The sequence below is a fragment of the Nitrosopumilus sp. genome (genome assembly GCF_025699125.1).
Lineage (GTDB): Archaea > Thermoproteota > Nitrososphaeria > Nitrososphaerales > Nitrosopumilaceae > Nitrosopumilus.
In genome coordinates this window covers 193,936-218,446 of sequence record NZ_JAILWC010000002.1, presented here as the reverse complement: position 1 = coordinate 218,446, position 24,511 = coordinate 193,936, and the positions used below count along the sequence as shown (strand labels likewise).

Here is a 24,511-nt window from a genome sequence, read left to right as displayed (position 1 = left end):
GTCTTTCAATATTTCATCTAAATGGTGTCTCTAATTTGACCCAGAAAAGTATGAGTTTCTTTAGACTCATTTTGAATTCTCAATATTTTAGATTAATTTTAGAAAATTTTTGTACTTTTTTAATTGTAAATTTTGTGTTTTGTTTTTAATTCTTGCAGTAAACGTTCAATTTTTTGTGCAGATTTCTCTATGCGATTAAGATAAGCCTTGATTCCATCATCCATCACCCCATTATATTGGAGTTTAATCAATTCTAATGAATTTAGTATAATCATCAATGGATCTGCACATTTCTCGAAATCTATCTCGTCTTCCATTTCTTATAATAATTGTTAATCTGATACTTATATTATCTCATTTGCCAAAAATGTGTCTTAAAAAATACATACTCATACCTATATGAAATTTTGATTCCTTTCAATCATAATGAATAACTCTGTTGTAGTAGTAGATGACAATGATGATTTACTTGATTCACTTACTGACTTTCTTCAAATGAAGGGATTCAATATTTTAGGATGCGGTCATAATGGATTAGAAGCAGTTCAGTTGTATGAAGAATACCGCCCAGATGTAGTTTTACTGGATCTATCGATGCCTAACTATGATGGAATTTATGGCCTCGAAAACATTAAAAAAATTAACCCTGATGCCAAAGTCATCATATTGACTGGACATTATACTGAAAGAAATAGGCAAAAAATTAAACCGTTTAATGTCTCTAAAATAATGGAAAAACCTTGTTCGCTGATCAAACTGGATCAAGTTTTACGATCGCTTAGCATAGCATAATTTTTTGTAATGCTGTCTTCATGCCAAAAAAATTAAAATTTTTTCAATAAATATGAGAATTTTAGAATTGTTTCTATTTTCAATTACGACTCAAAATGTGTTTCTTCGATCTAATAGAATATTTAGTAATTTTATGATGAAACATTCTTCTGAATGCCTCAAAATCTCCTTTATTGTCTGATGGGTTCATTACTAGTGAATTATTAATTATCATAATTTTCATTTTACAATGTATTGAAAATATATTCAAAGATTAGATAATCATGTGTAATCATTTCTAACGTACTAAAATTCGGTGAGTTTTATTCTTTTGATAAATTCTCAATTATTCTCTTTATCTCTAAGCGATCAAATGGTTTTCTTATGTACCCAAAAACTCCTATTTTTTCTGCTTCATCTCTTGTATTCTTCTTATCTGATGATGAAACTATCACTATCTTTGCTTTTGAATCATATTGTTTAATCAGTTTTGCAGCCTCAATTCCATCCATCTCTGGCATGTCTATATCCATTGTCACCAGATCTGGTTTTTGCACCTTGTATGCTTGTAGAGCCTCTTCACCATTGTTTACTTGAAAAATTTCTCCTACTCCTGCTGTATGTTGAAAAATTTTTGATAGTAATGTTCTCATAAATGCTGAATCATCTGCTATCAGTACTTTGTAGTTTATAATATCCATAGTATAATATGACATTCATATCATTATACTATATTAGATTTAGCTATGATTGAAAATAATTCCGATAATTTTGAGCCTGATGTTCTGTGAATTAAATAGATCCACGGGGGAGCCACCATTTTGGGATAAAATGAGACATAATTCTGCATGAAATTTGAAAAAAATGAACAATTGCTAGATTTTTAGGAGTTTAGCTTCTCCTTTCGTTTTCATACTTGTCATAATCATCTCGTTCTGATTCGTGTTCTCTTTCATTTTCACGATCATAGTCATCATCATAATCGTTTTCATACTTGTCATCATCATCGTTATCAGAATCAGCAAATGCAACTTGAGCACTTGAGATAGTCAATACAAGTATAGCGCCTAAAAAGAACGCAATGGTTGATTTTTGTTTCATGCGTATAATATAGTGAATTTTAGATATATGGAATATGTTTATGGTGCAATCATTTGCAATCAAAGAATAACTGTTCTTATCAGTATGTATGATGCAACACCAAATAACAAAATAGAAAATATTTTTACGAGGTTTTCTTTTGGTATTTTTTCTGAGCTTTTTATGCCAAAATAACCTCCTAATACTCCGCCCACGATAACCAACATTGCAATTATAACATCTACATTACCTGAAACAAAATATCTTCCAGCAGTAACTAGTCCAAAAGAGCTAACTGAAACCAATGATGTTGCAATTGATTGCATGATGTTTAAGCCCCCTGAATACATCATTGTTGGAACAATTAAAAAACCACCACCGATACCAAAATACCCTGAAAGCATTCCTACTGAGAAACCAGATAATGGTAGATTTTTCTTTACTAAAAATAATACTGAATGTCCACCGGTTGTCTCAATTTTAGTAATTTTCTTTTTCATCATCATAACTCCAATTGCTGCCATAAATGCTGCAAACATAATTAACAAATATTCTGAAGAAGTCCACAAACCAAGTTGTGAACCAATTAGAGTTCCTACAATTCCAGGAAAAGCAAACTTTATGCCTTTTTTGATTTCCAAATTCCTATTTTTTCTATGGGAGAATAGATGGATCAAAGCTATAATTCCTATTGCAAGAGCAGATGTACCAATAGCTACATGAATGTCTTTTACGCCTACAACATACATCAGCAATGGTACTGCAAGAACAGAGCCTCCTCCTCCTATCAATCCTAAGCTAAATCCAACTACTATTCCTGAAATAATTGAAAGAAATAGAGTTAGAGGATCTAAGAAAATCTCAACTGGCATCTACTGCACACCTATTTGGACCAATCTCCAAATCAGGAATCTCTGAATGCACCAGTTCTAACTCTCCTTTGTTGACTGAAATTATTTTTCTATAATTCATTGGTCGTGGACGAGTAGTTGCAACTACTTTTTTGATAAACTCTTGTTTTGAGATATCCAGCCATGGGAGTTTCTTCGCTCGTTGTATGGTGGAGTAAAAAGCATTTCCTTTAGATTCTACATCTTCTCCATGATGGGTTGGAAATACTATAGTGTCATCTGAAAGCTTGAGTAGTTTGTTATGTAATGTATTGTAAAGATCTTCTGTGAATTCTTCTGCATTATCTCTTAAATCAGGTCTTCCAATTGACTCTACAAATAAGATATCCCCAGTAAAGACATATTTTTCATCAATTACATAGCTTAGACTCCCAGGTGTGTGACCTGGAGTGTGAATTACCCTGAGTTTTGTTTTACCAAATGATATTTCATCTGCATCTCCAACAAAGTTTGCATCAAAGTCATATCCCTCATATTTTGAAAGATATAATTCTGCACCAGTCACTTTGGCAAGATCTCTTGCAGCAGAAACATGATCTGCGTGTTGGTGAGTATCAAAAACTTTGGTAATTTGAAATCCTTCCTGCTTGGAAATATCAATGTATTTTTCAAAAGGATACAATGGATCAATTACAACAACCTCTCTATCAGATTCTATAATGTATGATAGACAGCCTTTTCCAATTTTTTGAATTTGGATAATTTTTGTTGGTTCATTTACAATAGTTACATCTTTGAGAACTTGGTTCCATCCTGCTAATCCACCTACAAGTGTTTGAGAATCAATTCCTGCTCTTGCCAGAGCAAAACTTGCAATCATAGCACGATTTCCATGTGGACAAATGGTTACAATTTGTTTGTCTTTTGGAATTTTGGAGATTATGTTTGCATCAAAAAGTTCTCCTAATGGAATGTTTACACTTCCAGGAATTTGAAATTCTGTAAACTCTTCATTGTTTCTAACATCTAGAAGAAACACCGAGCCTAATTTTTGAGCAAGTTCATCAGGTGTTATTGTTTTTCCAGTCTGACCTGAGGCTATTTTTCCAGTCCATGCAGAAAATCCCCCTTCAAGATAATGAGCATCCAATCCAAATGCCTTCATCATAGATGCAGTCTCTCGAGCATATTCTTCAGGCTCTGAAATCAGCACAATTTTGGTATTTTTTGGAATTTTTGCCATGATCTTTTCTTTTGCTTGGGCGTTACATACTGCATGAACAGATCCTTCCACATGAGATTGCTCAAAATCCTCTTTCAGTCGAAGATCAAACAAGAGCAATGGAACTTGTTGGGTCAAATCCTTGTTTAGTTGATCCGCAGATATTCCTATATTTTCATTATTTTGATTCATGAGTATTGTTGCCCTTTGTGAGATATAACGAAGAAGTTTATACTGCAATCAACTGCAATTACAAAGAGATTTGACCAAAAAAACATCAACCATTACATTTCGAATTGATGAGAATTATGAAAAAGGTTTGAGAAAAGAAGCTGAAGAGAAAAGAATCAGTCTTAACACACTTGCAAATCAAATCTTTGGAGACCATGTGGAACTGGAACAATTCATGCAAAAATTTGGCATGGTTGAGATGAGCAAAGGTGCATTCAAAGAAATACTTGATTCGCTTGATGAAAAAAATATCATAAATTTGGCAAAATCGATTGGCACAAAGGAACCACGTGACTTCATTTTATTCAAATGGAAAAAACTTACGCCAGACTCCGTATCGGAATTTATCAAGATATACTTTGAGCATTGTGGTTATGGAATGTGTGATATGCAAAGAGATGAAAGTAACAATGCAGTAAGCATACATCATAGTTTTGGAAAGAAGGGCTCAATTTTTCTAAAAGCATTCTTAGAGGCAATAGTTCAGTCAACATTAGAAAAAGAAGCAGATGTTACAATTACTGAAAATTCTGTTTCGTTAATGTTCTCCAATTAAAATAATTTTTAGATGCTTGAACAATTTTTAGATTTACATCATAATAAGGACATATGAAGTTAAAATGAATCCATGGGCTATGCCATCTGAGGATGAGACTGTATGTAGACAGAAATTCTAAACCATAAATTAATCCAACATCACATCTTAATTTATACAATATCTTTTTGTGACAATATGTTTTTTAAATAAAATCTAAACATTAGAAGAGATAACAGTATCAAAACTGCTGCAATGCCAAAGGATATCGAGTAACTTAATACATTTGAAATAAACCCGGCAGTCAAAGAACCTAACAATATTCCTAACCCGATCATAAAGCTATTCACACCCAAGTATGTTCCTTCAAATCCTCTCGGAATGGTTTTGAACAAAATAAGTGAATTTGCAGTACTGTATATTGAAAATGATGCAACCATTAAACATGAAGATATTACTGCAGTCACAAACGATTCTATACCAATCATTTGAGGGAAAATAACGGCAGCAATTAAAATTCCCAGCATTCGTGGAATATATGCTAATTGCGTTGCACGCTCTTCAGAAATTTTTGAAATTAGTTTAGGAACTAAAAAAAATATTACCAGTAATGTAATGGTTTGAATCATATACACTAGAAAAACTTGGGAATCAGTGAAATCGTATTTTTTTAAGAATGGAATAAATGCTGTAAAGTAGATGTTACTACCAAAATAAAATAAAAAATTTGCAAAAAATAAAATTCCAATCTCATGTGAAACTTTACCTTTGAAAATTGAAATTATGTGTTTGAAATCATGAATTTTTGGAACTTTTTGATATACAACGTGAAAGTGATATCTGTTATAATTGAAAATATGCTTTAGACCATAAATTGAATGTACAAGTGTCTCTCTTTCAATAAAGCTCTTTTTCTCTACTGTCATGCTTAGTATTACCGCAGTGGTGCTAGACAATGCACAAAAAACAAAGTATGGCTTAAGATCAAAAAACGAATCCCATAGTACACCCACAAGAAATGCAAAAAGACTACCAAAACTTGCAATAATTGAAATCCGTGAAAATAGAACACTCCATTGATTGTTTGGCACGGATTCCATTACCAAAATATGAGTCACAGGATTTTTTCCAATTATAAAAAATCCTAAAATCCCAGAAAAAATAAAAACAAGACTAATTTCAGATACAAAAAACATAGACAAGCTAATTACAGCAATTACGGAAAAACAAATTATCAAAATTCCTTTCTTCACATGGTATTTGTCAATAATTTTTCCCCAAAAAATAGAACCTAATGACGAAAACCCGTAATGTAATCCAATTACAATCCCCACATCTGCTACATTTCCTCCAAGAAATAAAACAAACAAAGGAATTGCAATGTGTAAACCTTCAGCAGTAATGCTAGATGGCATAATGAAAAGCATCCACTTTTTATTTCTGGAAATCATTTTGATTGCTCATTGAAAGTAAAAAACTATTTTTGATACTAGTTAGTCAATTTTATAGTACCAACAAACAATGATTTGTATAGTATAGGATGTTTGCAATTTTCTTGTTTCCATTTTATTCTTGCAAATATGTTCTCTAGCATAATTAACTCATAATCGTAGTTATCAACTATGAATCAGTTGACTAAAACATGCCCAAAGTCAACTGTAACTTGTCTTAATAGTTAGATAGTGTAATACTGTACAAGTGAATCCATGATAAGACAGCTGCTCAATACGATTCTCATTTTCAGAGCAGGTCTGCCTTCATGTATTCACATAGAGAATCTTACACAATGAAATACAATTGCAGAGTTTGTGCTTTCAAGTGGGAAGGAAATTCCGATACTTTTGCCAAAGTTCTTGCCCACGAAAAAACACACGTGAAAACTAAACAAATTTCCATGGATGTGAATACAACATTATGAAAAATAAAAGTAAACCACAAATTAACAAAAACAACAAAACAAAGCCCGAAAATCTGATGAAAAAAGAATATGTTGAGACACTTGAGAAATTAAAAAAAGACATTAAAGAAGAACAAAAATAGAATTTAAGCGGGATTTTATCAGAATTACGATTGTATTCTATTTGATATTCATTATGGAGATGGGCCCACGGGGATTTGAACCCCGGATCTTCGCCGTGTAAGGGCGACGTCATAACCGACCTGGACTATGAGCCCAGAAACCTACCTTGTTAAAAACCATTTAAACTTTGAGACATGTGAGAATCTACAAATTTGATGAAAAAATAAGAATCTCATGAATGTCTGCAATTTTTTTTCTAGCCCTATTGGATTAGGTCATGTGACTAGAGATATTGCAATCGTAAATAATTTTGAAAACATTTCCACAAATTTTGTTACAGGTAGCGGAGCAGCTGAAATTCTAAAAAATTTGAATTTTAAAGTTCAAGATGTATACAAACCACCTTCATTTATTGTTGAAAATGGAACTCTAAAGAATCCAGCAAAATGGTTGTGGAGTTATTACAATTATTACAAAGAATGTAAAAACATTTCACAGAAGATTCTGCAAGATGACAATCCGACTTTAGTCATTAGTGATGAGGATTTTGCATCATTGACTGTTGCTCAAACAATGAAAATCCCTACCGTATTGGTTACCGATATCTTGGAGACTCATTTTACAAAAGGATTAGCATCACTAATTGAGAAAAAAATGAACAAATCAATGCAAGAAATAAGCAAAAAATGCGATTTGGTGATTCTTCCTGAAAATGGAGATGATTTTGATAATGTCAAAAGAGTAGGGCCCATAGTTAGAACCACCGCTTTTTCAAGAGAGAAATTACGCGAAAAATTCCTATTTGAGGGAAAAACAATTGTTGTCTCCATTGGAGGAACAGATGCTGGGATATTTCTAATTGAAAAAGCATTAGAGTCTATTTCAAAAATAAATCAAGACATCAAAATTGTTCTAGTGTCTGGTCCTGCAGTTACTAAAAAATTTGAAAATGTCAGAAATTTAGGATTTGTAGATAACTTACATGAAATAATTTTTGCAGCAGATCTTTTAATCTCACTAGCTGGTAAATCCACCATAGATGAGGCAAATGCTTACGGCACACCTGCAATATTCATTCCAATTAAAGGTCATTTTGAACAAGAAGATAATGCTCTAGAACAAGGATACGTTTTTGATGATCTCCAAAGATTAGACACATTAATTTTAGAAAAACTAGAAGAAAAGAGAAAACAAACAAACACAAATGGTGCAAAAACTGCATCAAATATTATTAAAAAACTAATCAAACAATCAAATGCTTAATAGAAGGCCACTGATTTTTGATAAAGTACTATGACTAAACTAGTCGTTGCCAAATTTGGTGGGAGTGCAATTGGCCCTGACGGTATACTGATTCCAGAAATAATCGCTCGCATCAACAATTTGAAAAAAGATTCAAAAGTAATTGCAGTTTTTTCAGCCCCGCTAACAACACATAATGGAAAAACACGCTCGCTTACAGATGTAATTTTAGAGCAGGGAAAAAATGCAGAAAATGGACAAAGTCCTTCTTTAGATATTGTGAAATCTACTTATGATAAAATTCTTCAATTGGTAAGTCCTGAAAATAAAGAGAATTGCAAAAATACTATTGATCTGAATCTAAAAAAGGCCAGCAAAGCACTTGATGATGCACTAAATGCTAAAGAATTTGTAGATGAAATTCGCTCTAGAGCACTGGCATTTTCAGGTGAAATATTGATGTCTCATGTAATGAACTATATTCTAAAAAGCAATGGTATCAAATCTGATTCTGTAGATTTCGATGATTGGCCAATAATTACAGATAACAATATAGAGTCTACTAATTTTCTTGCCTCAAAATCCAGAGAAAATATGGATAAAATTGCGCTATTAGTAGAACAAAACGAAGTAGTTACTATAGGGGGATTTATTGGAAAAACAATTGGAAACGTTACAACTACATACGAGCGTGGCGGTTCAGATAGGACCGCAGCAGATCTTGGAATACTATTTCATAAAATATACGAAACTAGTATAGATTTTGAGAAAGATAGTGCAGTGGTTTCTGCAGATCCAAAAATTGTAGAATCTAATCTATCACAAGTTCTGCAATTGTCATACAATGAAGCAAGACTAGCAGGTATGTTCGGAATGAAAATTTTAGATCCTATAGCAATTAAAGAGATTGTAGAAAATGGGGTGGATATTCCAATAATTATTACAAATATGAATGATCCCGAAAAAACTACTACAATAAAGAGGGTATTAGATGAACAAAAAGGACATCCGATCAAAATAGTTACAGGAAAAGAAAATTGCGCAATCTTTAGAATTGAAACTAATTTAATCCAAAAGTTATTGACATCTTTGGAAAAAGATAAGCGTTACAGTGAATTTGTAATGCTATCTCCATTTACCAAAGACGGAATAGAATTCTCTAGAATTTTATTCTTGGATGGTGATTATGTAAAAAGAAATGAAAAATACTTGTTAGGATTTGATTCTCTTGCAACCATTACATACAATCGAGGAGTGATTACATTGATTGGTGATGAGATGTGGCGAGTTCAACAAGTTGCATCAAGAACTAGTGCAAAGATTGGTGATGCAGGATTAAATATTTTGAATATGGATGCACAAGAAGAAACTTCACGAATTATAATTGTTGTAGAAGATGCTGATGACAACATAAGAAAAGCAATAAAAGCAATTCATCATGAGATTTCAAAAATTAATTTTATTTAGTGAAAGTGTGGCGTACGGGTTTTTACACCTGTAAGCGCCATCGAGGGTTTGTTCTTGGACCATTATCTAGATTCAGTCCGGGCGTTACCCTAAACACGCGATACTATATGTTACAATTTCTAGTATATAGAGCTGATCTATATAGATAATTTACATACGCTCAGCTACGTACCACAAAACAATTCCTATTCCCAAAATGGCATACCATTTTAGATTTTTCTTATTCATGAAAATATTTGTCGAGCCTAAATCTTCATCTTTGTATGTTGATAATCTGATTTTTCTCATCTCAAAAGCCTGACCCACCAATCCTATCACTAAAAGAGCAATAGCGGTAAAACCTAACATCCATTCCATAGTATAATTTGTCTTTTACTAGATATTTAGTTTACAGATTTGACCAAAATCTTTGTCAAAAGTTAATTCTTTAAATTAGCAGTGTTTTTTTCGACTCCTATGAAAGAGGTTGGCAAAATATGGATGAATGGAAAATTAGTACCCTTCAAAGATGCCAAAGTCCATGTATTGACTCATGCATTGCACTATTCCACTTCAATATTTGAGGGAATCCGATGTTATGACACACCTAGCGGTTCTGCAATATTTCGATTACCTGAACATGTTGACAGACTATTCAAATCTGCAAAATTATATTCAATGAAAATGCAATTTACAAAAAAAGAAATTTCTGATGCAATAATTAAAACTGTTAAAGCTAGCGGACTCAAAGAATCATACATTAGACCATTAGCATACTATGGATATGGAACAATGGGGTTAACTCCTACTGAAAACAAAGTAGATGTCTCTATTGCTTGTTGGGAATGGAAAATGGGTGAATCAAAAGCAGGTAAATTCTCTGGTGCAAAATGTAAAATGTCAAGCTGGGTGAAAATTGATTCTAGATCTCAGCCAATGCAAGCAAAAGCTGCATCAAATTATGCAAATGCTGCACTTGCAAGAATGGAGGCCTTGAATAATGGCTATGATGAAGCAATAATGTTAAACTCACATGGGAAAGTTGCTGAAGGAAGTGCTGAAAACATATTTGTTGTAAAAGATGATATCATCCAAACACCTCCACTTTCAGCAGGAGGATTAGAAGGAATTACAAGAGACAGTGTTATTCAAATTATTGAAGAAAATAGTGGATTTGTAATTGAGAGAGATCTTGAAAGAGATGATCTTTATACAGCTGATGAAATTTTCATGACAGGAACTGCGGCTGAAGTAAAATCAGTAACTCAAATAGATCAAGTAAAGATTGGAAACGGGAAGATGGGCAACATCACAAAAGCACTTCAAAAATCATTCTCTGATGTGGTAATGGGAAAAGATGAGAGATTCTTGCCATGGTTAACATTTATCTAATTTTCCACGAAGTTTTTTACCAGCAAAAATGAGTAGAAAACATGGATTCGTGTGATAATGGTGACACTCCTGAAATCTGTTGGTTTTGCAGGAAGGGTCGTCATGATGATTGCATGAAAGAAATCCCAACACAAGGAAGATCGGATGGCCCACATGATTGTACTTTTGACACACGACTTGTCCAGTGCAAATGTCGGCACTGAACAATTAGTATCAAATACGGCTTTTGTTTGAATGAATTTATGAGTTACAATAAGGAATTTTGGGACAAGTACGCTGATGAAAATGAAGCAAAATTCAATGAAGAATTTGCAAAATACACTAGAGATTTGGCCACGTCCTTGAATTGTACAAGTGTTCTTGAGATTGGATGCGGTACTGGAATTGATTTGAGATTGTTTCCTAAAAGTTTCCAAATTCATGGAGTTGATCTAAATGACAATGCATTGAAAATGGCAAAATCAAAAATCTCATTTGCAAGTTTTAAGAAAGCGAGCATCACTGATTTGCCCTTTGAGGATTCCTCAATCGATTTTGTTTTTACGCATCAATTATTGAATTATTTAGATGATGATACCTTGGATAAGGGAATTGCAGAAATGTATAGAGTGGCAAGAAAATACATTATGAATTGTGAGAAATTTGAAGAAACAGAAAAACAGATAGATGAAAATCAGAAATTTAGAAATGTGTATAAAAGATGGTTGAACTATAATGTCCGCGTTGTAAGCAATGTTGACATGCATGAAGACATAGAACCTGATAAATCTCGATTTACTCTTTTAAGAAAATTGTAATTTATTTTTAATTTTAGAAGTTTCTTCAACTAATCCCTTTGGTATTGTTACGGTTAATGTTGTAGGATCGTTTTTTACAGAAATCTTGCCCAGATGTTGCTCTACAATATTTTTACAGCTTGCCAATCCTAAACCAGTTCCTTTTTGTTTTGTTGTAAATAATGGTTCAAAGACTTTGTCAAGATATTTTTCTGGTATTCCTTTACCTGAATCAATAAATTCTAAAATCACATTGTCTTTTTCTTCATATGTTTTTATTTCAAGGTTTCCTCCTTTAGGCATTTCTTGAATCGCATTTACAATAAGATTAATAACAACAGCTTCTAGTTTGATTGGATCACATTTAATTTTTAAATTATTCCTATTAAATTTAATTTCTATATCTTTTGGAACATTAATCTTTGTTATTGAATTTTCAACAAGTTCTGATAGCGAAATGGAATTTAATTTTATTGGAGAATTTCTAACAAAACCTAAAACTTCATCAACCTGATGGGATATCCTGTCAATACTCTTCTTAATCAAATCTAATCGCTCTACTACCTTGGAATCTGAAATTTTTGTATCATCTGGACTTTGATTTATCAAATCTACAGACATTTTCATAACCGATAATGGGTTCCTCAAATCATGTGCCAGGCGCCCTGATAGCTCCCCAATTGCAGAAAGACGCTCAGATTTTAATAACTTGTGGGTTTTTTCTTCTACTATGTTCTCAAGATTATTTTTTTGCTTTACGAGTTCATCGGTTCTCATTTTAACTAATTGTGAAAGATTTTTGTTGATAGTTAAAACAATTATAACAAAAACACCCAACATTGCAACAATGCCGAGCATTAGATTTTGGGTGGATATCTCCTTATTTTCTTGAATAAAAACTACATTGATTAGTGATATGATGGTAACCAAACAAACAATAGCCAACGTTAAGGGAATTACAAATTGTTTGATAGTTTCAAATTGTATGTTGTCTGAAAAAAACATCGCCTGTTTTTCATTTTCAGGTAATTTTGCAATTCTTAAACGTACATGAAGAGCAAAAATTAACAAGAGAAAACTATAGACATACATCAAATCCACTGGATGTCCATCAAAATAGGATCCATCAAGCTCGGCAAAAAGGAAAAACGTGTCTGATACACTATAAGTTATTAGTCCAAATAAAAGAAGCATCCAAGAAAAATTTGCACCTTTTTTGGTAAGAAATAGTATGCCAATAATTGCTGGAACTAATTTAATTGATGCTAATATTGGATATGTAAGAGCAATTGATGCTGCAAAAGAATCTTCTCCTGAAATATCATTATATGATACTAAGAGAGTTGGAATCAAAAAAGAGAAAGACAAAGCAATTGCAAACAACCAAACATTTCTGCTTATTGAACTGATTATCGGTTTAATTGAAAGAAACAAAAATGCAGTGATAAACGGATATGATGCAACATAAAAAATATCTGCTTCGGATGGAAATGGTTCACCTTCCCAAATATGATCATAAGCTTGCCAAATTTGCTCAGCTATAAACCATGATGCTGCACCTAATGCAAAGAAAAAAAATGCTTTTGCCTGAAAATGTCTCTGCTTGAATAATTTTATTGCAAGAACTGTAGAATATACAGTAAGTGTTCCTGGAAGAATGGCATATGTTGGAATTGAAATCCAACTGAATTGAGAATCATTGAGAAATGATCTTGATTGATAGATGATAGTAATTGCCACTAAAATTGTAATTAAAATAAATAAAGTTCTTCTATAGTTTATTGTTGATTTTGATAAAAAATTACTATTGCTCAAAGTCCAATCCTCTGAAAATTACCTACTATGTGAATGTATAAAGTTGTATTTTGCATAAAATGCTAATCTCATTTAGGCTCAATTTTTTATTTAAAATAACAGAAAATTGTCTGTGATTATTATAACAAACGTAGTCTTTAATAGTAAAGTATGAGCATATTATTTTAGCATGAATAGTATTATTCTGTTGGTAGAGGATGATGTAGATTTGATTTCAATCTATAAAGAAATTTTAGAATTACATGGATATGAGCTTCAAACAGCAAATAATGGGCAAGAAGCAGTTGAAAAATTCAAAGATACGAATCCCTCTCTAGTAATAATGGATGGAGACATGCCAATACTTGATGGATATGAAGCCTTCAAACAAATCAAAGAGATTGATAAAAACGCCAAAGTAGTAATTGTTACAGGATACTCTCAACTTGAACCAAAGAATCAACAGGCAGTAAAAGAAGGACTGATCAAAGTAATTTCAAAACCACTTGGGGTGGATGAGTTACTTTCTCTAGCTAAACAATATACTGAAGCTAAAATTAGCACATAATTATTTAAATTAAAAACTAAATCAGTTTAATACTAAAATTATTAATTTTCAAACTAAAATGTGCCACTAAATCTATCAACTCAATGATTGGTATGTTGTCCTAATTCTAACTATGTGTTTTATTTCCTAAAAAGCATCCAAATTCTAGAGCCAACAAAAATTCCAACTGCGGCAATAATTAATGCTGCTAAAATTGTCTGTGATGTAATTTCATCCATTATTATTCTCCAACTTTACCATATTTAGAATCAAACTATTCTTAAAGTATGATGAGAAAAACTATTCATGGAAAATGTAGTTATCCGAGAATCTATGGTTAAAGACATACCTGTTATTCTTGGATTGCTGTATGAGCTTGGACGTCCAAGACCACAAAAAGATTCTGAAATAGAGTCATTTAGAAAATTAGTAAAGCAATACATAGATGACACTGATAAAAAAATACTCGTAGCAGAATTTGATGGTATTGAAATTATTGGCATGGTGAGTATTATATTCTTGTCAAGACTTAACCAAACTAGCAGAGAATTGTACATTCCAGAATTAATTGTTCAAGAGAAATTTCAAAATCAAGGAATTGGAAAAAAACTAATCAATTCTTGTATATCTATTGCAAAAGAGAAAAAATGTCATAGAATCAGGCTCGAATCTGGCAATAAACGCAAGGAATCCCATAAATTCTACAAGAAATTAGGATTCGAACAATCTGGTTTATCATTTACAAAAAATTTGAATTAAAAACAATTTCTGATTTTATGTCATTGGATTCTAGTTATTTTTGTTAAACAAATTTTATGGCACCATACCCAACAACAGAGTCTGTATCTCCAGAAACATCTCCACTTGTTGCATAACTAAGAAGTTCTCCTCTAGTTGCACCTAAATTTTTACATGCAATCATTGCAGATGCGATAGCCCCATATCCACATGCAGATACTCTTTTCTCCATTAACACTTGATAAAATTTATCCACATCCAAATCTAAAATCGGCGCAATTAGGGCCTTATCTTGAAGATGTGCAAAAGAATTTTCCTCATAATGAGTAAAATCTGATGATGCAACAATTATTGCATTTCTTTTTTTTGCAATTTCTGATACTGCGTTTCCTACATCTGTAGCTGTTTGCAAATTTTGTTCAAGTAAAATTATTGGAAGAATCTTAAATTCATTAGTAAGAATTGATTGTAACATTGGAACCTGTACTTCTAAGCTGTGATCTTGTGAGTGAGAGTAATTGTCTATCTCGATAACATTAGAGTTTTTTACAGCTTCTTGAGCTGCCTGTGAATCTACTTCTATCAAACCTAATGGAGTCTCCCATTTTGCATCTATCATTGTGGCAGCATTTTTTCCTATCCCAAAATGATTTGGTCCAATAATTATTGCAAGCTCTGGTTTTTGTGATGATATTGCTTTGTAGGAATGACATGCTGTGGGACCAGAATACACATATCCTGCATGGGGACAAACAATTCCAAATATTTTTTCAGTTGATTCTTTGATTTGTTTTCCAGGACCAAACTTGTGCTCGATACAATATTTTATCATCTTTTCTAATTCCTTTTTTGTATCTGGGTAAAACTGTCCAGCAACAACTGGTTCTCTTATCATGTTAGGAATTACACCTTATTTTATAAAAAATTGTTAGTTGATTCTCGAACTATTTTTCCATTAGGTGACTCTTCTTTGAATATCACGCCTTCAAATCTGGATATCTTAGTTGAGCTTTCTTTCCATGAGTCTTTGTTTATACCAGCTTTTTCACACGTATGTTGTAGAAATTCTTCTACATTCCAACCGTACTCTGTTGGAACTTGAGGTAAAAGTAAACCCGAAGAGTATGAATTCTCTACTATTAGTCCGTCTCTTCCTACTTTGATGATAGATAAGTACTCCAAAGGATCATCTACTTTGATTTCAACGGGAGGAGTAAGCACGGTTACCTCAAAAACAATATTGTCTAATTCATCAATGTTTACTGGTGTAAAACGAGGATCTTGTGTTGCAGCAGAAATTGCAGCATCAATTAATCCATAAGATAATTTTTTGATTGGAATAGGATAACCGATACAGCCTCGTAAAGAATCTTTTTTGTTAATCGTCACAAAAACTCCTGATTCAAAATTAAACCTTGAATGAAAACCCGAATCAGCAATCTTTGATTTGTTTTTCAAATATTCAGTAACTGCTTTTCTGGCAGTTTTGACTAATTCTTTTCCATCCTCATCTGTAAAATTTCTGATATTCTTCATACTTGTTAAATATGTAAAAACACAATAAAAAACATGACGACAATACTCGGAAAAGAAGCTGAACTATATGAAAAACTTCCAAATGATAAGGTAAAGTGTACTGCTTGTGCTAGATACTGTGAAATTGGAAAGGGACAAATTGGTTTATGTGGAATACGAGGAAATGAAAATGGAAAACTACATCTATATGCGTATGGAAAAGTAATTTCAGGTCATGTTGATCCTATTGAAAAGAAACCATTGATACATTATTTTCCTGGTAGTAAAGTATACTCTATTGCAACAACCGGATGCAATTGGCTCTGCAGATATTGCCAAAATTCTGATATTAGTCAACGACGCAAAGTTGAGGGAATTGATATGACTCCTCAAGATGTTGCAAATACTGCTGTAAAATATGGTGCTCATGGAATTGCATATACGTACAATGAACCGTCAATATTCATTGAATTTGCACGTGATTGTGGTATTGCTGCAAGAAAAAAGGGACTCTTCAATGTTTTTGTCTCAAATGGATATGATACTCCTGAATCAGTATCCATGATGAATGAATTTCTTGATGGAATTACTGTTGATTTTAAAGGAAACGCAGAGAAAGAGTTCACACGAAAATTCATTGGCGTTCCTGATCCTCAACCGATTTTTGATACATTGTTAGAAATTCGCGATAAGACAAAAATCCACATTGAAATAACTGATCTAATTGTACCTAAAGTTGGTGATGATTTAACGCATGCAAAAAAACTCTCAAAATTCATCTATGATGAGTTCGGACCAGAGATGCCAATTCACTTTTTGCGATTTCATCCTGACTACAAAATGATGGAATATCCTAGCACACCTGTGGAAACTTTGGAAAAACACTACCAAGTTGCAAAAGATCAAGGATTGAAATATGTCTATCTTGGAAATGTTCCCGGACACAAGTGGGAACATACGTATTGTTCTGAATGTAATAAAATAGTCGTAAATCGTTATGGGTTTAGCATAAGAGGTTGGTATCTTGATAAAAACAACTGTTGTCAGTTTTGTGGAAATAAAATTCCTATCGAAGGAAAATTACAAAAAGGCTACAAAGAAGACCGATTTCAGTTTGTTACATGATTTCAGTAAAATAATTATCATAAAAATATGTTAATTTTCAATAATGATAACTTGGAATTAGTTTAACTATCAAGAAAATAATATGAAATTATGCGAGATGATGTATTCTGTCACTGTGGTTCTTGTGGACATGAAAAAACTGATGAGTGCTATACAAAACAATGTTCGTGTTGCCTAAGTGATCATCAGGGAGCATTTGGTAAAAATAAATGATACAGAAACAAATCAAGAAAATTTTAGTTGCCTTGGATGGGTCCCAAAATTCCCAACGAGCACTCTCAATGGCAATTTCCTTGGCAAGAAATTGTGATACTAAACTAGTAGGAATGAATGTAATATCAAATATTCCAAAAAAATATCATCATCTGAGTTATCCAGAAAAACCTGTTTTGCTAGCTGCAGACAATATGATGGAATCCGCTAAGATACTTTGTGCCCAAAATGGAATTTTATTTGAGAGAAAGATAGATTTTGGCGATCCTGGTTCTAAAATCACCAAATTTGCCGAATCCTTGAATTTTGACATTATAATCCTCGGAACAAGGGGGATGAGTGGTATCAAGGAAAAATTTTTCGGCAGTGTGTCAAACTACGTTGTTCACAAATCGTCTGTGCCTGTAATGATAGTAAAATAATTTTTTAAAAAATACCTATTTCACAATTAGGATAGAGCAAGGAGAATTATTTGCAAGTTTGTTTGAAACACTCCCAAGAAATAATCTTGCTGCTGAACCCAGTCCTTTACTTCCAACAATTATAATATTACACTGTTCTTTTTTTGCAAGTTTTATGATCTCAGATGAGACATTACCTTCTTTCATAATAATTTTTGAATCAACACCACGTTTAGTAGCTGTTTCTTTTCCTTTAGTCAAAACTTTATTTCCAAACTTTCTTAGAATTTCAAGATATTCTTTTCTATCTAAAAGATTAATTGGAATTGATTTCTCAACAACATACACAAGTGTCAAACGAGATTGGTAATTCTTTGCCATCTCACATGCATGGATAAGGGCTTTTTCCGAATACTTTGAGCCATCAAGAGGAACTAAAATATTCATGTAGAGTGATTTTTTCATGCACGTCTTAGAGTTTGTCCATATTTAACTAAACTCTTTAGAATAATTGGTCTGACAAGTATTTTTCAAAAACATTCATTCTAATTTCTTAATCTCTAAGCGAACATGTCTAAGCTCTTTTTCCATTTTCTCCTTTTCAGTAGGAGATATTGATTCATCACACAATTTTTCTAGAATCAAAAATTCTTTGTTCTTCAATGATGCAAAATAACTATTTTCATTCATCCTATCTTGCAACAACTTTTACTTTGAAGTCCTCTTGAAATCCAAAAGATAGAGAAAATTAAAACTCCTACTGAAACAAATTTCAATTCTAATCCTTGCATTGGAAATAGTGATAATCCTCCTATTGCCCCTAAAATAACTGCCAGTGGCGCAGTACATGCAGGACATCCAGGTGTAAATGCTGCAAACACTCCGCCTAAAATCGATGAAGAATTGCTTTTTACCGAATTCATCATCTTCATTCTTTTCATCTTAAATGCCATCATTGCAAAATTAATTCCAGCCAAAGCAGAAATTGTAATGGTTAGTCCAACTGATGTTATGATATAAGATGGCATTATCTCCATTGTAATGTTCAGATGAGATGGTAACATTGACATTGTCAAAAAATAATAGATTATTCCTAATCCTGTGCCACTAATTATTGCAATTGCAGCATATCGTTTCAAAGTGAGCACATTTGAAATTAGTTGTAACTTACTTACCAAGTAGGTTAATTTACAGCCCATTGTATTTTAACTATCTTTTACCAACCAAAGATTCTTAGCCATAATACACATGGCAAAAATATGACTGAATTCTCTTCAGAAGAAAAAACCATTCTTGTACAATATGCAATTAAAAAATTTGAAAATGAGGAAATCGTACTTGAAAAACTAAAGAACACTCTACCTGAAAAAGACATTCAAAGAAATATTGACACTCTTATTGGAACCCAACGAGTTAGAAGAATAGGTCCTGAAAATCTCCAAAACAATGAGAGTCACACTGAACTTCCAGAACTTCCAGAACATCTAAAATCTATCATTGAAAACCTTTAATCTAAAAATTCTTAAATCACTTTAATGGTAGATTTGCTATGAACAAGTTTGTTATTTTTTCAAGCATTTTGACTTTGAGTATTCTTTTATCATTTTCAGCAGATTCAGCTTTTGCTCATCCGCATTCTGGTCAAATCATGATAAATAATCATACACATGAACCACAAACTGAAATAATTCCAATTAATTCAATGATAGGACTTGAAAAATCAACCATATTCTTTCATGCTCCTCAAGCAAATAAACTGCCTTGGGGATTTGTTGAAGGGAAAGTTGCAAATCATGTTGAAGGCTATCCTGTAATAATTCAAATCTTCAAGAATAATCATGCAGTTCATTTTGCACAGACTGATATTGGAGATGATGGTAATTATGAATACAAATTCAGAGTTCTAAATTCTGATAAAGGCCATACAACTAAAATATTTGAAGGAGATTATTCCGTAAAGATATTCAAAGTTGTTTATCTTAATCAAGAGAATCTAATTTAGAATCCACGTAAACCTTGTGGACGCATAATTTCTGGATGTTGCTTCATCCATTCTACATTATCCATCATTTTTTGTTTGTCTTGGGGAAAAGTACCTTTGACTGTATATGCATTTGAACCATGATTTGCTCTGAAAATAATTTCATCTTTTGTTTCTATCTGACTGATCAAGTCATGAAGCTCATCTAACGATTCATCATCATTAATTCTTGTAAATTCTCCATTATACTTGTCAAGAAATTCTTGTTTTATTCCATTTTCTAAATAAAGTGTAAGTGCGCCTACATAATTGGGTGAGCATGCACTAATTACTTCTGCAGTTCCTTTGATGTGTTCTTTTGAGTATTTTTTTCCTCCTAACCCCAAAATTACCATGCATGACATTACATATCCTGCTTCTTTTGCTTTGTTAACAGACTTGATGATTGTTTTTGCAACAGCCCCCTTTGTTACTTTTTTTAAAACAATATCTGATCCACTTTCAATCCCCAAGTAGAACATATCTAACCCAGCTTCATTCATTTTCTTTAGTTCCTCTGATGTTTTCTTTAGAATGTTCATTGGCATTGCATAACAAGAAATTCTTTCAATGTTTGCAAATTTCTCTCTAATGTATTTTACAATTTTTATCATGTATTCAGAATCAAGATTTAGTGCATCACCATCTGCAAGAAATACCCGTCTAGTATCTGGAAGATATTTTGCCATCATGTCAATTTCGGCTTTGACATCATCCCATGGTCTTTCAGAATACTCTTTTGATCTATACATATCACAAAAAGAACATTCGTTAAATGAACAGCCTAACGTTACTTGAAAAATTAGTGATCTAGCTTCTGATGGGGGCCTGTATAACGGTGCATCATAGTTTAACATCATGTCTCTCACTGAAATTTGCTTGATTATGTTTTTTATAGTTTCTATTTTGATTTAATCTCAAAATACCTTTTAGTAGTAACCAAGAAGAAATTCACAAGTTATGGCAAATGATCCTGATGCAAAAAGACTGCTTTGGTTTGTTTTTGCAGGTTCACGTGGGGGATTAAATAGATTAAAAATTATTTCAAAATTAAAAGAAAAACCATTCAATACAAATCAACTGGCAAAAGAGATGAATTTGGATTATAAAGCAATACAGCATCACATTAAGGTTCTTGAAAAAAATAATATGATTAGTAAAGTTGGAGAGAAATATGGAGTTGCATACTTTATCTCTAATTTTCTTGAAGTAAACATGGAAACATTTGAAGAAATTGAAGCAAAATTGGACAAAAGTAAATAAAAGCTCAGAGGTGTTTTTGTCTAAATGGAAACAACTTCTCTGATCTTATCTATTGTTTCAATTGCAAATATGGGGATATTGGGAATTTTAATTGCAATATTTGGAAATATGTATAGTAAGACACGTGCACAACTTCCTTTAGGAATGATTGTAGTTGCAGGAATGTTATTTTTACATAATGTAATTGGTTCTTTGGCTTATTTTTCGATGGAAGAAATTTTCTCTCATGAGATATTTCCATACATGTTAGGAGTGGGAATTGCAGAACTTGCAGGATTATTGATATTTCTCAAGATTACTTTAGATTGAGTTTAATTGTAACAAGCAAAATCCAAAAAACGTGTTACACGAATATCTCAAGCTTAACAAAAATATTCTAATTGCGTTTGCAGCATCAATCATAATTTCTGCAATAATTGCACAAATTTTGTCTGAACAAACTGCTTATCTTAACACAACCTTTACCACAATTGCAGATTATGTTATTTATTTCTCAGTTTTTAGTGTGTTATTTTATTTTGATAATCGAAAAAAATATCGTTTAGCGTCTGGCAGGACTGATACTGTAAAATTAAAACATGATCTCAAAAAACTAGTGACATCACTTGGAATTGCAGAAGTTGTTTATACTGTTGTTAGATGGGTTTTGCAATATTATTTTCTGATGATTAACTATGATCCTTACTTGGCCTCATTTACATCCCAAGGAATATCAACAATAATTTACATGTTAGTAGTTAATCTAAGTGTGAAGATAACGAGGTTGTACAAAGATGGGAATTAGTGTTTATGTAGATGGATCTGGAGGTCCAAACGGTGGCTTTGGATTTTTTGTTAAAGAAACTGGAGAATCATTTTATGAAAAAAAACCAGAAATTACAAACAATCAGGCTGAATATATGGCAATAATATCTGCACTAAACAAATTTGTAGATTCTAATGAAGAAATTAAGATTTTTAGTGATTCTAAAAATACTGTTAATCAATTAAACCATGAATTTGCAATAAATAACGAACAACTACGGGATCTTGCACGTGAAGCTTGGAGTATCATGGGAAAATTCTCTAATCTTTCAATTCAATGGGTTCCACGAAAAGAGAATCTAGCTGGAAAGATGTTGGGAAGCTAAAAACATAGAGATCAGCAATATCCATGAATAACTTTATTATGGAAAATCCTTAGACTCAATTAATCATGGCAGAATCTGTAATTTTATCGCCAAAATCAATTGCTGTCATAGGGGCATCTGACAAAAGAGGAAGTGTAGGTGCTACAATCACATCTAATATTATGAATGGTTTCAAAGGTTCAGTTTATCCAATTAGTCCGACAAGAGAAACAGTATTTTACAAAAAAGCATACAAAAGTGTCTTAGATGTTCCTAAACCAATTGATCTTGCAGTAATTGTAATTAAAAATACACTGGTAGCACCGGTGTTAGAAGAATGTGGTAAAAAGAAAATCAAAGGAGTAATTATCATCACTGCAGGTTTCAAAGAAGTCGATGAAGAAGGGGCAAAACGAGAACAGGAACTAAAAGATATTGCTAAAAAATACAATATTCATGTCATTGGACCTAACTGTCTTGGCGTAATGAATCTTGATCCAAAGACAATGATGAATTCTACATTTCTTAAAGTTACACCAAAGTCTGGAAAAATTGCACTTGTATCTCAAAGTGGAGCAATATGTGCCGCACTGGTTGAAGATGCTAGTGCTCAGGGCATTGGTTTTTCAGCCGTTGTAAGTCTTGGAAATAAAGCTGCAATGAGTGAAGTTGATGTTCTAAAAATTCTCGCAAACCACAAACAAACCGAAGTCATAGTTATGTATCTTGAAGATATGGGCGATGGTCAGGAATTCCTTAAAGTTTGTAAAAATATCACTAAAAAACTCAAAAAACCAGTACTTGTGCTCAAATCTGGACGTAGTCCAGAAGGTGCAAAGGCTGCAATGTCTCATACTGGAGCCTTGATGGGTTCAGATGAGATCTATGATGCTTTACTAAAACAGTCTGGTGCTCTCAGAGTTGATACTATGGAAGAACTCTTTGATTATGCCACTGCGTTTTCTAAACAACCTCTACCAGCAAGAGGTGATCTTGTCATAGTATCAAATGCAGGTGGTCCTGCAATAATTTCAACTGATGCATGTTCTAAAATGAAAATTAAGATGGCAGATATTACTAGTGTTAGAAAAAAAATTGATGAGGTAATTCCGCCTTGGGGAAGCTCAAGAAACCCTGTTGACATTGTTGGAGATGCAGATTTTAATCGATTCCGTAATGTTTTGGATCGTGTACTAAAACACCCAAAAGTTGGTTCTGTTATCTCAATGTGTACTCCTTCCGGTACTCTCAACTATGACAAGCTTGCTGAAGTCATTGTTGAAATGTCAAAGAAATACAAAAAAACAATGCTTGCAAGTTTAATGGGACTGGATGAAGGAATTACTAATAAAGAAATTCTAGCTGAGGGCAATGTTCCATATTACACATATGCAGAAGGTGCAATAAGAACACTTTCTGCAATGATTAGGTTTTCTAATTGGATTAAGTCTCCAAATGGAAAAATTACTAAATTCAAAGTAAACAAAGATAAAGCAAAAAAGATCTTTGACAAGGTAAAAAAAGAAAAGAGACCCAATCTTCTAGAAGAAGAAGGACAAGAAGTTCTCAAAGCATATGGTTTGCCTTTACCTCAAAGTGCATTAGCTAAAAATGAAACAGAAGCAGTAAGGATTGCAAAGAAGATTGGATATCCTGTTGTTATGAAAATTGCATCACCACAGATCATTCACAAGTCTGATGCTGGTGGTGTTAAGGTAAATCTCACAAATGATGAAGAAATTAAAGATGCATTCAAAACAATTATCAAAAATGCTAAAAAATACAACAAGAATGCCGAGATCAAAGGTGTTTTGATAGTAGAGATGGTAAAAGGCGGCAAAGAACTAATCATAGGCTCAAAACTAGAACCTGGCTTTGGTCCAGTACTTATGCTTGGAATGGGAGGAATCTATGTTGAAGTTCTAAAAGATGTTACATTCAAACTTGCACCAGTTACTGATTTAGAAGCAGATGATATGATAGCATCAATTAAGACTCAAAAACTTCTGCAAGGTGTTAGAGGTGAAAAACCATCTGATATTGCAAAGCTTTCTGAATGCATTCAGAGATTATCTCAACTCGTTTCTGACTTTAAAGAGATCAAAGAATTAGACATGAATCCCGTTTTAGTCATGGAAAAAGGAAAGGGTTGTCGTATTCTTGATGTCCGAATAGGACTCTGATCGCAGTCATTCCTAAAAATTATTCTTACATTTTAGA

32 protein-coding genes and 1 tRNA gene are annotated in these 24,511 nt (G+C 32.7%); 18 read left to right on the top strand and 15 right to left on the bottom strand.

The window, feature by feature from the left end:
• Nucleotides 1-119: 119 nt before the first annotated feature.
• Entirely contained in the window at nucleotides 120-317 is a 198-nt protein-coding gene (locus tag K5783_RS06715) for a hypothetical protein (RefSeq protein ID WP_297473215.1), read from the bottom strand.
• A 109-nt stretch (nucleotides 318-426) separates the two neighbouring features.
• Between K5783_RS06715 and K5783_RS06710 the strand changes: the two genes are divergently transcribed.
• The gene (locus tag K5783_RS06710; RefSeq protein WP_297473214.1) at nucleotides 427-792 is read left to right on the top strand and encodes a response regulator; all 366 of its coding nucleotides are present in this window, start codon (nucleotides 427-429) and stop codon (nucleotides 790-792) included.
• 302 nt (nucleotides 793-1,094) lie between these two features.
• Here the strand turns inward: K5783_RS06710 and K5783_RS06705 are convergent, their stop codons facing one another.
• From K5783_RS06705 to K5783_RS06690, 4 genes are all read right to left on the bottom strand, one after another.
• Nucleotides 1,095-1,472, bottom strand: a complete 378-nt coding sequence (locus tag K5783_RS06705; RefSeq protein ID WP_297473212.1) for a response regulator — start codon at nucleotides 1,470-1,472, stop codon at nucleotides 1,095-1,097.
• Between the two features lie 190 nt (nucleotides 1,473-1,662).
• Complete coding sequence (locus K5783_RS06700; RefSeq protein ID WP_297473211.1) at nucleotides 1,663-1,872, bottom strand: hypothetical protein; 210 nt, start codon at nucleotides 1,870-1,872, stop codon at nucleotides 1,663-1,665.
• Between the two features lie 59 nt (nucleotides 1,873-1,931).
• Nucleotides 1,932-2,723, bottom strand: a complete 792-nt coding sequence (locus K5783_RS06695) for a sulfite exporter TauE/SafE family protein (RefSeq protein WP_297473210.1) — start codon at nucleotides 2,721-2,723, stop codon at nucleotides 1,932-1,934.
• Nucleotides 2,713-4,116, bottom strand: coding sequence for a rhodanese-like domain-containing protein (locus K5783_RS06690; RefSeq protein ID WP_297473207.1), 1,404 nt, complete (start codon nucleotides 4,114-4,116; stop codon nucleotides 2,713-2,715). Before K5783_RS06690 ends, K5783_RS06695 begins: the two co-directional genes overlap by 11 nt.
• Nucleotides 4,117-4,186: 70 nt before the next feature.
• Between K5783_RS06690 and K5783_RS06685 the strand changes: the two genes are divergently transcribed.
• Entirely contained in the window at nucleotides 4,187-4,711 is a 525-nt protein-coding gene (locus K5783_RS06685; protein WP_297473205.1) for a hypothetical protein, read from the top strand.
• Nucleotides 4,712-4,863: 152 nt separating this feature from the next.
• Here K5783_RS06685 and K5783_RS06680 read toward each other — a convergent pair whose 3' ends face one another.
• Nucleotides 4,864-6,105, bottom strand: a complete 1,242-nt coding sequence (locus tag K5783_RS06680; RefSeq protein ID WP_297473203.1) for an MFS transporter — start codon at nucleotides 6,103-6,105, stop codon at nucleotides 4,864-4,866.
• Nucleotides 6,106-6,604: 499 nt separating this feature from the next.
• Here K5783_RS06680 and K5783_RS06675 point away from each other — a divergent pair, with 499 nt between their 5' ends.
• Nucleotides 6,605-6,730 carry a hypothetical protein gene (locus tag K5783_RS06675; protein WP_297473201.1) on the top strand — a complete coding sequence of 42 codons (126 nt, stop codon included), beginning with the start codon at nucleotides 6,605-6,607 and terminating at the stop codon, nucleotides 6,728-6,730.
• A 60-nt stretch (nucleotides 6,731-6,790) separates the two neighbouring features.
• Here the strand turns inward: K5783_RS06675 and K5783_RS06670 are convergent.
• Nucleotides 6,791-6,865: transfer RNA gene (locus K5783_RS06670), tRNA-Val, on the bottom strand.
• A gap of 79 nt (nucleotides 6,866-6,944) precedes the next feature.
• On the opposite strand from K5783_RS06670, the gene K5783_RS06665 reads away from it, so the two are divergent.
• Together K5783_RS06665 and K5783_RS06660 are read left to right on the top strand one after the other, a co-directional pair.
• Nucleotides 6,945-7,973: a glycosyltransferase gene (locus K5783_RS06665; protein ID WP_297473200.1), complete on the top strand. Its 1,029-nt coding sequence runs from the start codon at nucleotides 6,945-6,947 to the stop codon at nucleotides 7,971-7,973.
• 30 nt (nucleotides 7,974-8,003) lie between these two features.
• A complete protein-coding gene (locus tag K5783_RS06660) occupies nucleotides 8,004-9,419 on the top strand; it encodes an aspartate kinase (RefSeq protein WP_297473198.1) in 1,416 nt (471 codons plus the stop codon).
• A 150-nt stretch (nucleotides 9,420-9,569) separates the two neighbouring features.
• Here the strand turns inward: K5783_RS06660 and K5783_RS06655 are convergent, their stop codons facing one another.
• On the bottom strand, nucleotides 9,570-9,776 hold the full coding sequence (locus K5783_RS06655) for a hypothetical protein (protein WP_297473196.1): 207 nt from the start codon (nucleotides 9,774-9,776) through the stop codon (nucleotides 9,570-9,572).
• A 99-nt stretch (nucleotides 9,777-9,875) separates the two neighbouring features.
• Here K5783_RS06655 and K5783_RS06650 point away from each other — a divergent pair, with 99 nt between their 5' ends.
• Together K5783_RS06650 and K5783_RS06645 are read left to right on the top strand one after the other, a co-directional pair.
• Nucleotides 9,876-10,790: a branched-chain amino acid transaminase gene (locus K5783_RS06650; protein ID WP_297473195.1), complete on the top strand. Its 915-nt coding sequence runs from the start codon at nucleotides 9,876-9,878 to the stop codon at nucleotides 10,788-10,790.
• Nucleotides 10,791-11,032: 242 nt separating this feature from the next.
• Entirely contained in the window at nucleotides 11,033-11,587 is a 555-nt protein-coding gene (locus K5783_RS06645; protein WP_297473194.1) for a class I SAM-dependent methyltransferase, read from the top strand.
• Here K5783_RS06645 and K5783_RS06640 read toward each other — a convergent pair.
• Nucleotides 11,573-13,381 (bottom strand): ATP-binding protein, encoded by a 1,809-nt coding sequence (locus tag K5783_RS06640; protein ID WP_297473192.1) that lies wholly within the window; start codon nucleotides 13,379-13,381, stop codon nucleotides 11,573-11,575. The two genes, K5783_RS06645 and K5783_RS06640, sit on opposite strands and share 15 nt — an antisense overlap.
• A gap of 169 nt (nucleotides 13,382-13,550) precedes the next feature.
• Here K5783_RS06640 and K5783_RS06635 point away from each other — a divergent pair, with 169 nt between their 5' ends.
• Together K5783_RS06635 and K5783_RS06630 are read left to right on the top strand one after the other, a co-directional pair.
• Nucleotides 13,551-13,928, top strand: a complete 378-nt coding sequence (locus K5783_RS06635) for a response regulator (RefSeq protein WP_297473190.1) — start codon at nucleotides 13,551-13,553, stop codon at nucleotides 13,926-13,928.
• A gap of 285 nt (nucleotides 13,929-14,213) precedes the next feature.
• A complete protein-coding gene (locus K5783_RS06630) occupies nucleotides 14,214-14,666 on the top strand; it encodes a GNAT family N-acetyltransferase (RefSeq protein ID WP_297473189.1) in 453 nt (150 codons plus the stop codon).
• A 43-nt stretch (nucleotides 14,667-14,709) separates the two neighbouring features.
• Here the strand turns inward: K5783_RS06630 and amrB are convergent, their stop codons facing one another.
• Both amrB and K5783_RS06620 read right to left on the bottom strand, forming a co-directional pair.
• Entirely contained in the window at nucleotides 14,710-15,540 is an 831-nt protein-coding gene (gene amrB / locus K5783_RS06625) for an AmmeMemoRadiSam system protein B (RefSeq protein WP_297473186.1), read from the bottom strand.
• 20 nt (nucleotides 15,541-15,560) lie between these two features.
• A complete protein-coding gene (locus K5783_RS06620; RefSeq protein ID WP_297473185.1) occupies nucleotides 15,561-16,181 on the bottom strand; it encodes a TIGR00296 family protein in 621 nt (206 codons plus the stop codon).
• Between the two features lie 33 nt (nucleotides 16,182-16,214).
• Between K5783_RS06620 and amrS the strand changes: the two genes are divergently transcribed.
• A complete protein-coding gene (gene amrS, locus K5783_RS06615) occupies nucleotides 16,215-17,285 on the top strand; it encodes an AmmeMemoRadiSam system radical SAM enzyme (RefSeq protein WP_297473184.1) in 1,071 nt (356 codons plus the stop codon).
• A gap of 209 nt (nucleotides 17,286-17,494) precedes the next feature.
• Nucleotides 17,495-17,920, top strand: coding sequence for a universal stress protein (locus K5783_RS06610; protein ID WP_297473183.1), 426 nt, complete (start codon nucleotides 17,495-17,497; stop codon nucleotides 17,918-17,920).
• A 15-nt stretch (nucleotides 17,921-17,935) separates the two neighbouring features.
• Here the strand turns inward: K5783_RS06610 and K5783_RS06605 are convergent, their stop codons facing one another.
• The 3 genes from K5783_RS06605 to K5783_RS06595 form a co-directional block, all read right to left on the bottom strand.
• Nucleotides 17,936-18,364, bottom strand: coding sequence for a universal stress protein (locus K5783_RS06605; RefSeq protein WP_297473182.1), 429 nt, complete (start codon nucleotides 18,362-18,364; stop codon nucleotides 17,936-17,938).
• A 75-nt stretch (nucleotides 18,365-18,439) separates the two neighbouring features.
• Nucleotides 18,440-18,589 (bottom strand): hypothetical protein, encoded by a 150-nt coding sequence (locus tag K5783_RS06600; RefSeq protein WP_297473180.1) that lies wholly within the window; start codon nucleotides 18,587-18,589, stop codon nucleotides 18,440-18,442.
• On the bottom strand, nucleotides 18,586-19,077 hold the full coding sequence (locus K5783_RS06595; RefSeq protein ID WP_297473177.1) for a hypothetical protein: 492 nt from the start codon (nucleotides 19,075-19,077) through the stop codon (nucleotides 18,586-18,588). The genes K5783_RS06600 and K5783_RS06595 overlap by 4 nt, the downstream gene beginning before the upstream one ends.
• 81 nt (nucleotides 19,078-19,158) lie before the next feature.
• On the opposite strand from K5783_RS06595, the gene K5783_RS06590 reads away from it, so the two are divergent.
• Nucleotides 19,159-19,410 (top strand): hypothetical protein, encoded by a 252-nt coding sequence (locus K5783_RS06590; protein WP_297473176.1) that lies wholly within the window; start codon nucleotides 19,159-19,161, stop codon nucleotides 19,408-19,410.
• A 38-nt stretch (nucleotides 19,411-19,448) separates the two neighbouring features.
• Nucleotides 19,449-19,901, top strand: a complete 453-nt coding sequence (locus K5783_RS06585; RefSeq protein ID WP_297473175.1) for a hypothetical protein — start codon at nucleotides 19,449-19,451, stop codon at nucleotides 19,899-19,901.
• Here K5783_RS06585 and K5783_RS06580 read toward each other — a convergent pair.
• Complete coding sequence (locus tag K5783_RS06580; RefSeq protein WP_297473174.1) at nucleotides 19,898-20,779, bottom strand: radical SAM protein; 882 nt, start codon at nucleotides 20,777-20,779, stop codon at nucleotides 19,898-19,900. The two genes, K5783_RS06585 and K5783_RS06580, sit on opposite strands and share 4 nt — an antisense overlap.
• A gap of 100 nt (nucleotides 20,780-20,879) precedes the next feature.
• Here K5783_RS06580 and K5783_RS06575 point away from each other — a divergent pair, with 100 nt between their 5' ends.
• The 5 genes from K5783_RS06575 (at nucleotide 20,880) to K5783_RS06555 (ending at nucleotide 24,474) form a co-directional block, all read left to right on the top strand.
• Complete coding sequence (locus K5783_RS06575) at nucleotides 20,880-21,182, top strand: winged helix-turn-helix domain-containing protein (RefSeq protein ID WP_109877704.1); 303 nt, start codon at nucleotides 20,880-20,882, stop codon at nucleotides 21,180-21,182.
• Between the two features lie 24 nt (nucleotides 21,183-21,206).
• Nucleotides 21,207-21,491 carry a hypothetical protein gene (locus K5783_RS06570; RefSeq protein ID WP_297473172.1) on the top strand — a complete coding sequence of 95 codons (285 nt, stop codon included), beginning with the start codon at nucleotides 21,207-21,209 and terminating at the stop codon, nucleotides 21,489-21,491.
• 31 nt (nucleotides 21,492-21,522) lie between these two features.
• Nucleotides 21,523-21,966: a hypothetical protein gene (locus tag K5783_RS06565; RefSeq protein ID WP_297473169.1), complete on the top strand. Its 444-nt coding sequence runs from the start codon at nucleotides 21,523-21,525 to the stop codon at nucleotides 21,964-21,966.
• Entirely contained in the window at nucleotides 21,956-22,312 is a 357-nt protein-coding gene (locus tag K5783_RS06560; RefSeq protein WP_297473168.1) for a reverse transcriptase-like protein, read from the top strand. Before K5783_RS06565 ends, K5783_RS06560 begins: the two co-directional genes overlap by 11 nt.
• Nucleotides 22,313-22,377: 65 nt before the next feature.
• Nucleotides 22,378-24,474: a 4-hydroxybutyrate--CoA ligase gene (locus K5783_RS06555; protein ID WP_297473167.1), complete on the top strand. Its 2,097-nt coding sequence runs from the start codon at nucleotides 22,378-22,380 to the stop codon at nucleotides 24,472-24,474.
• The last annotated feature ends 37 nt before the right edge of the window (nucleotides 24,475-24,511 follow it).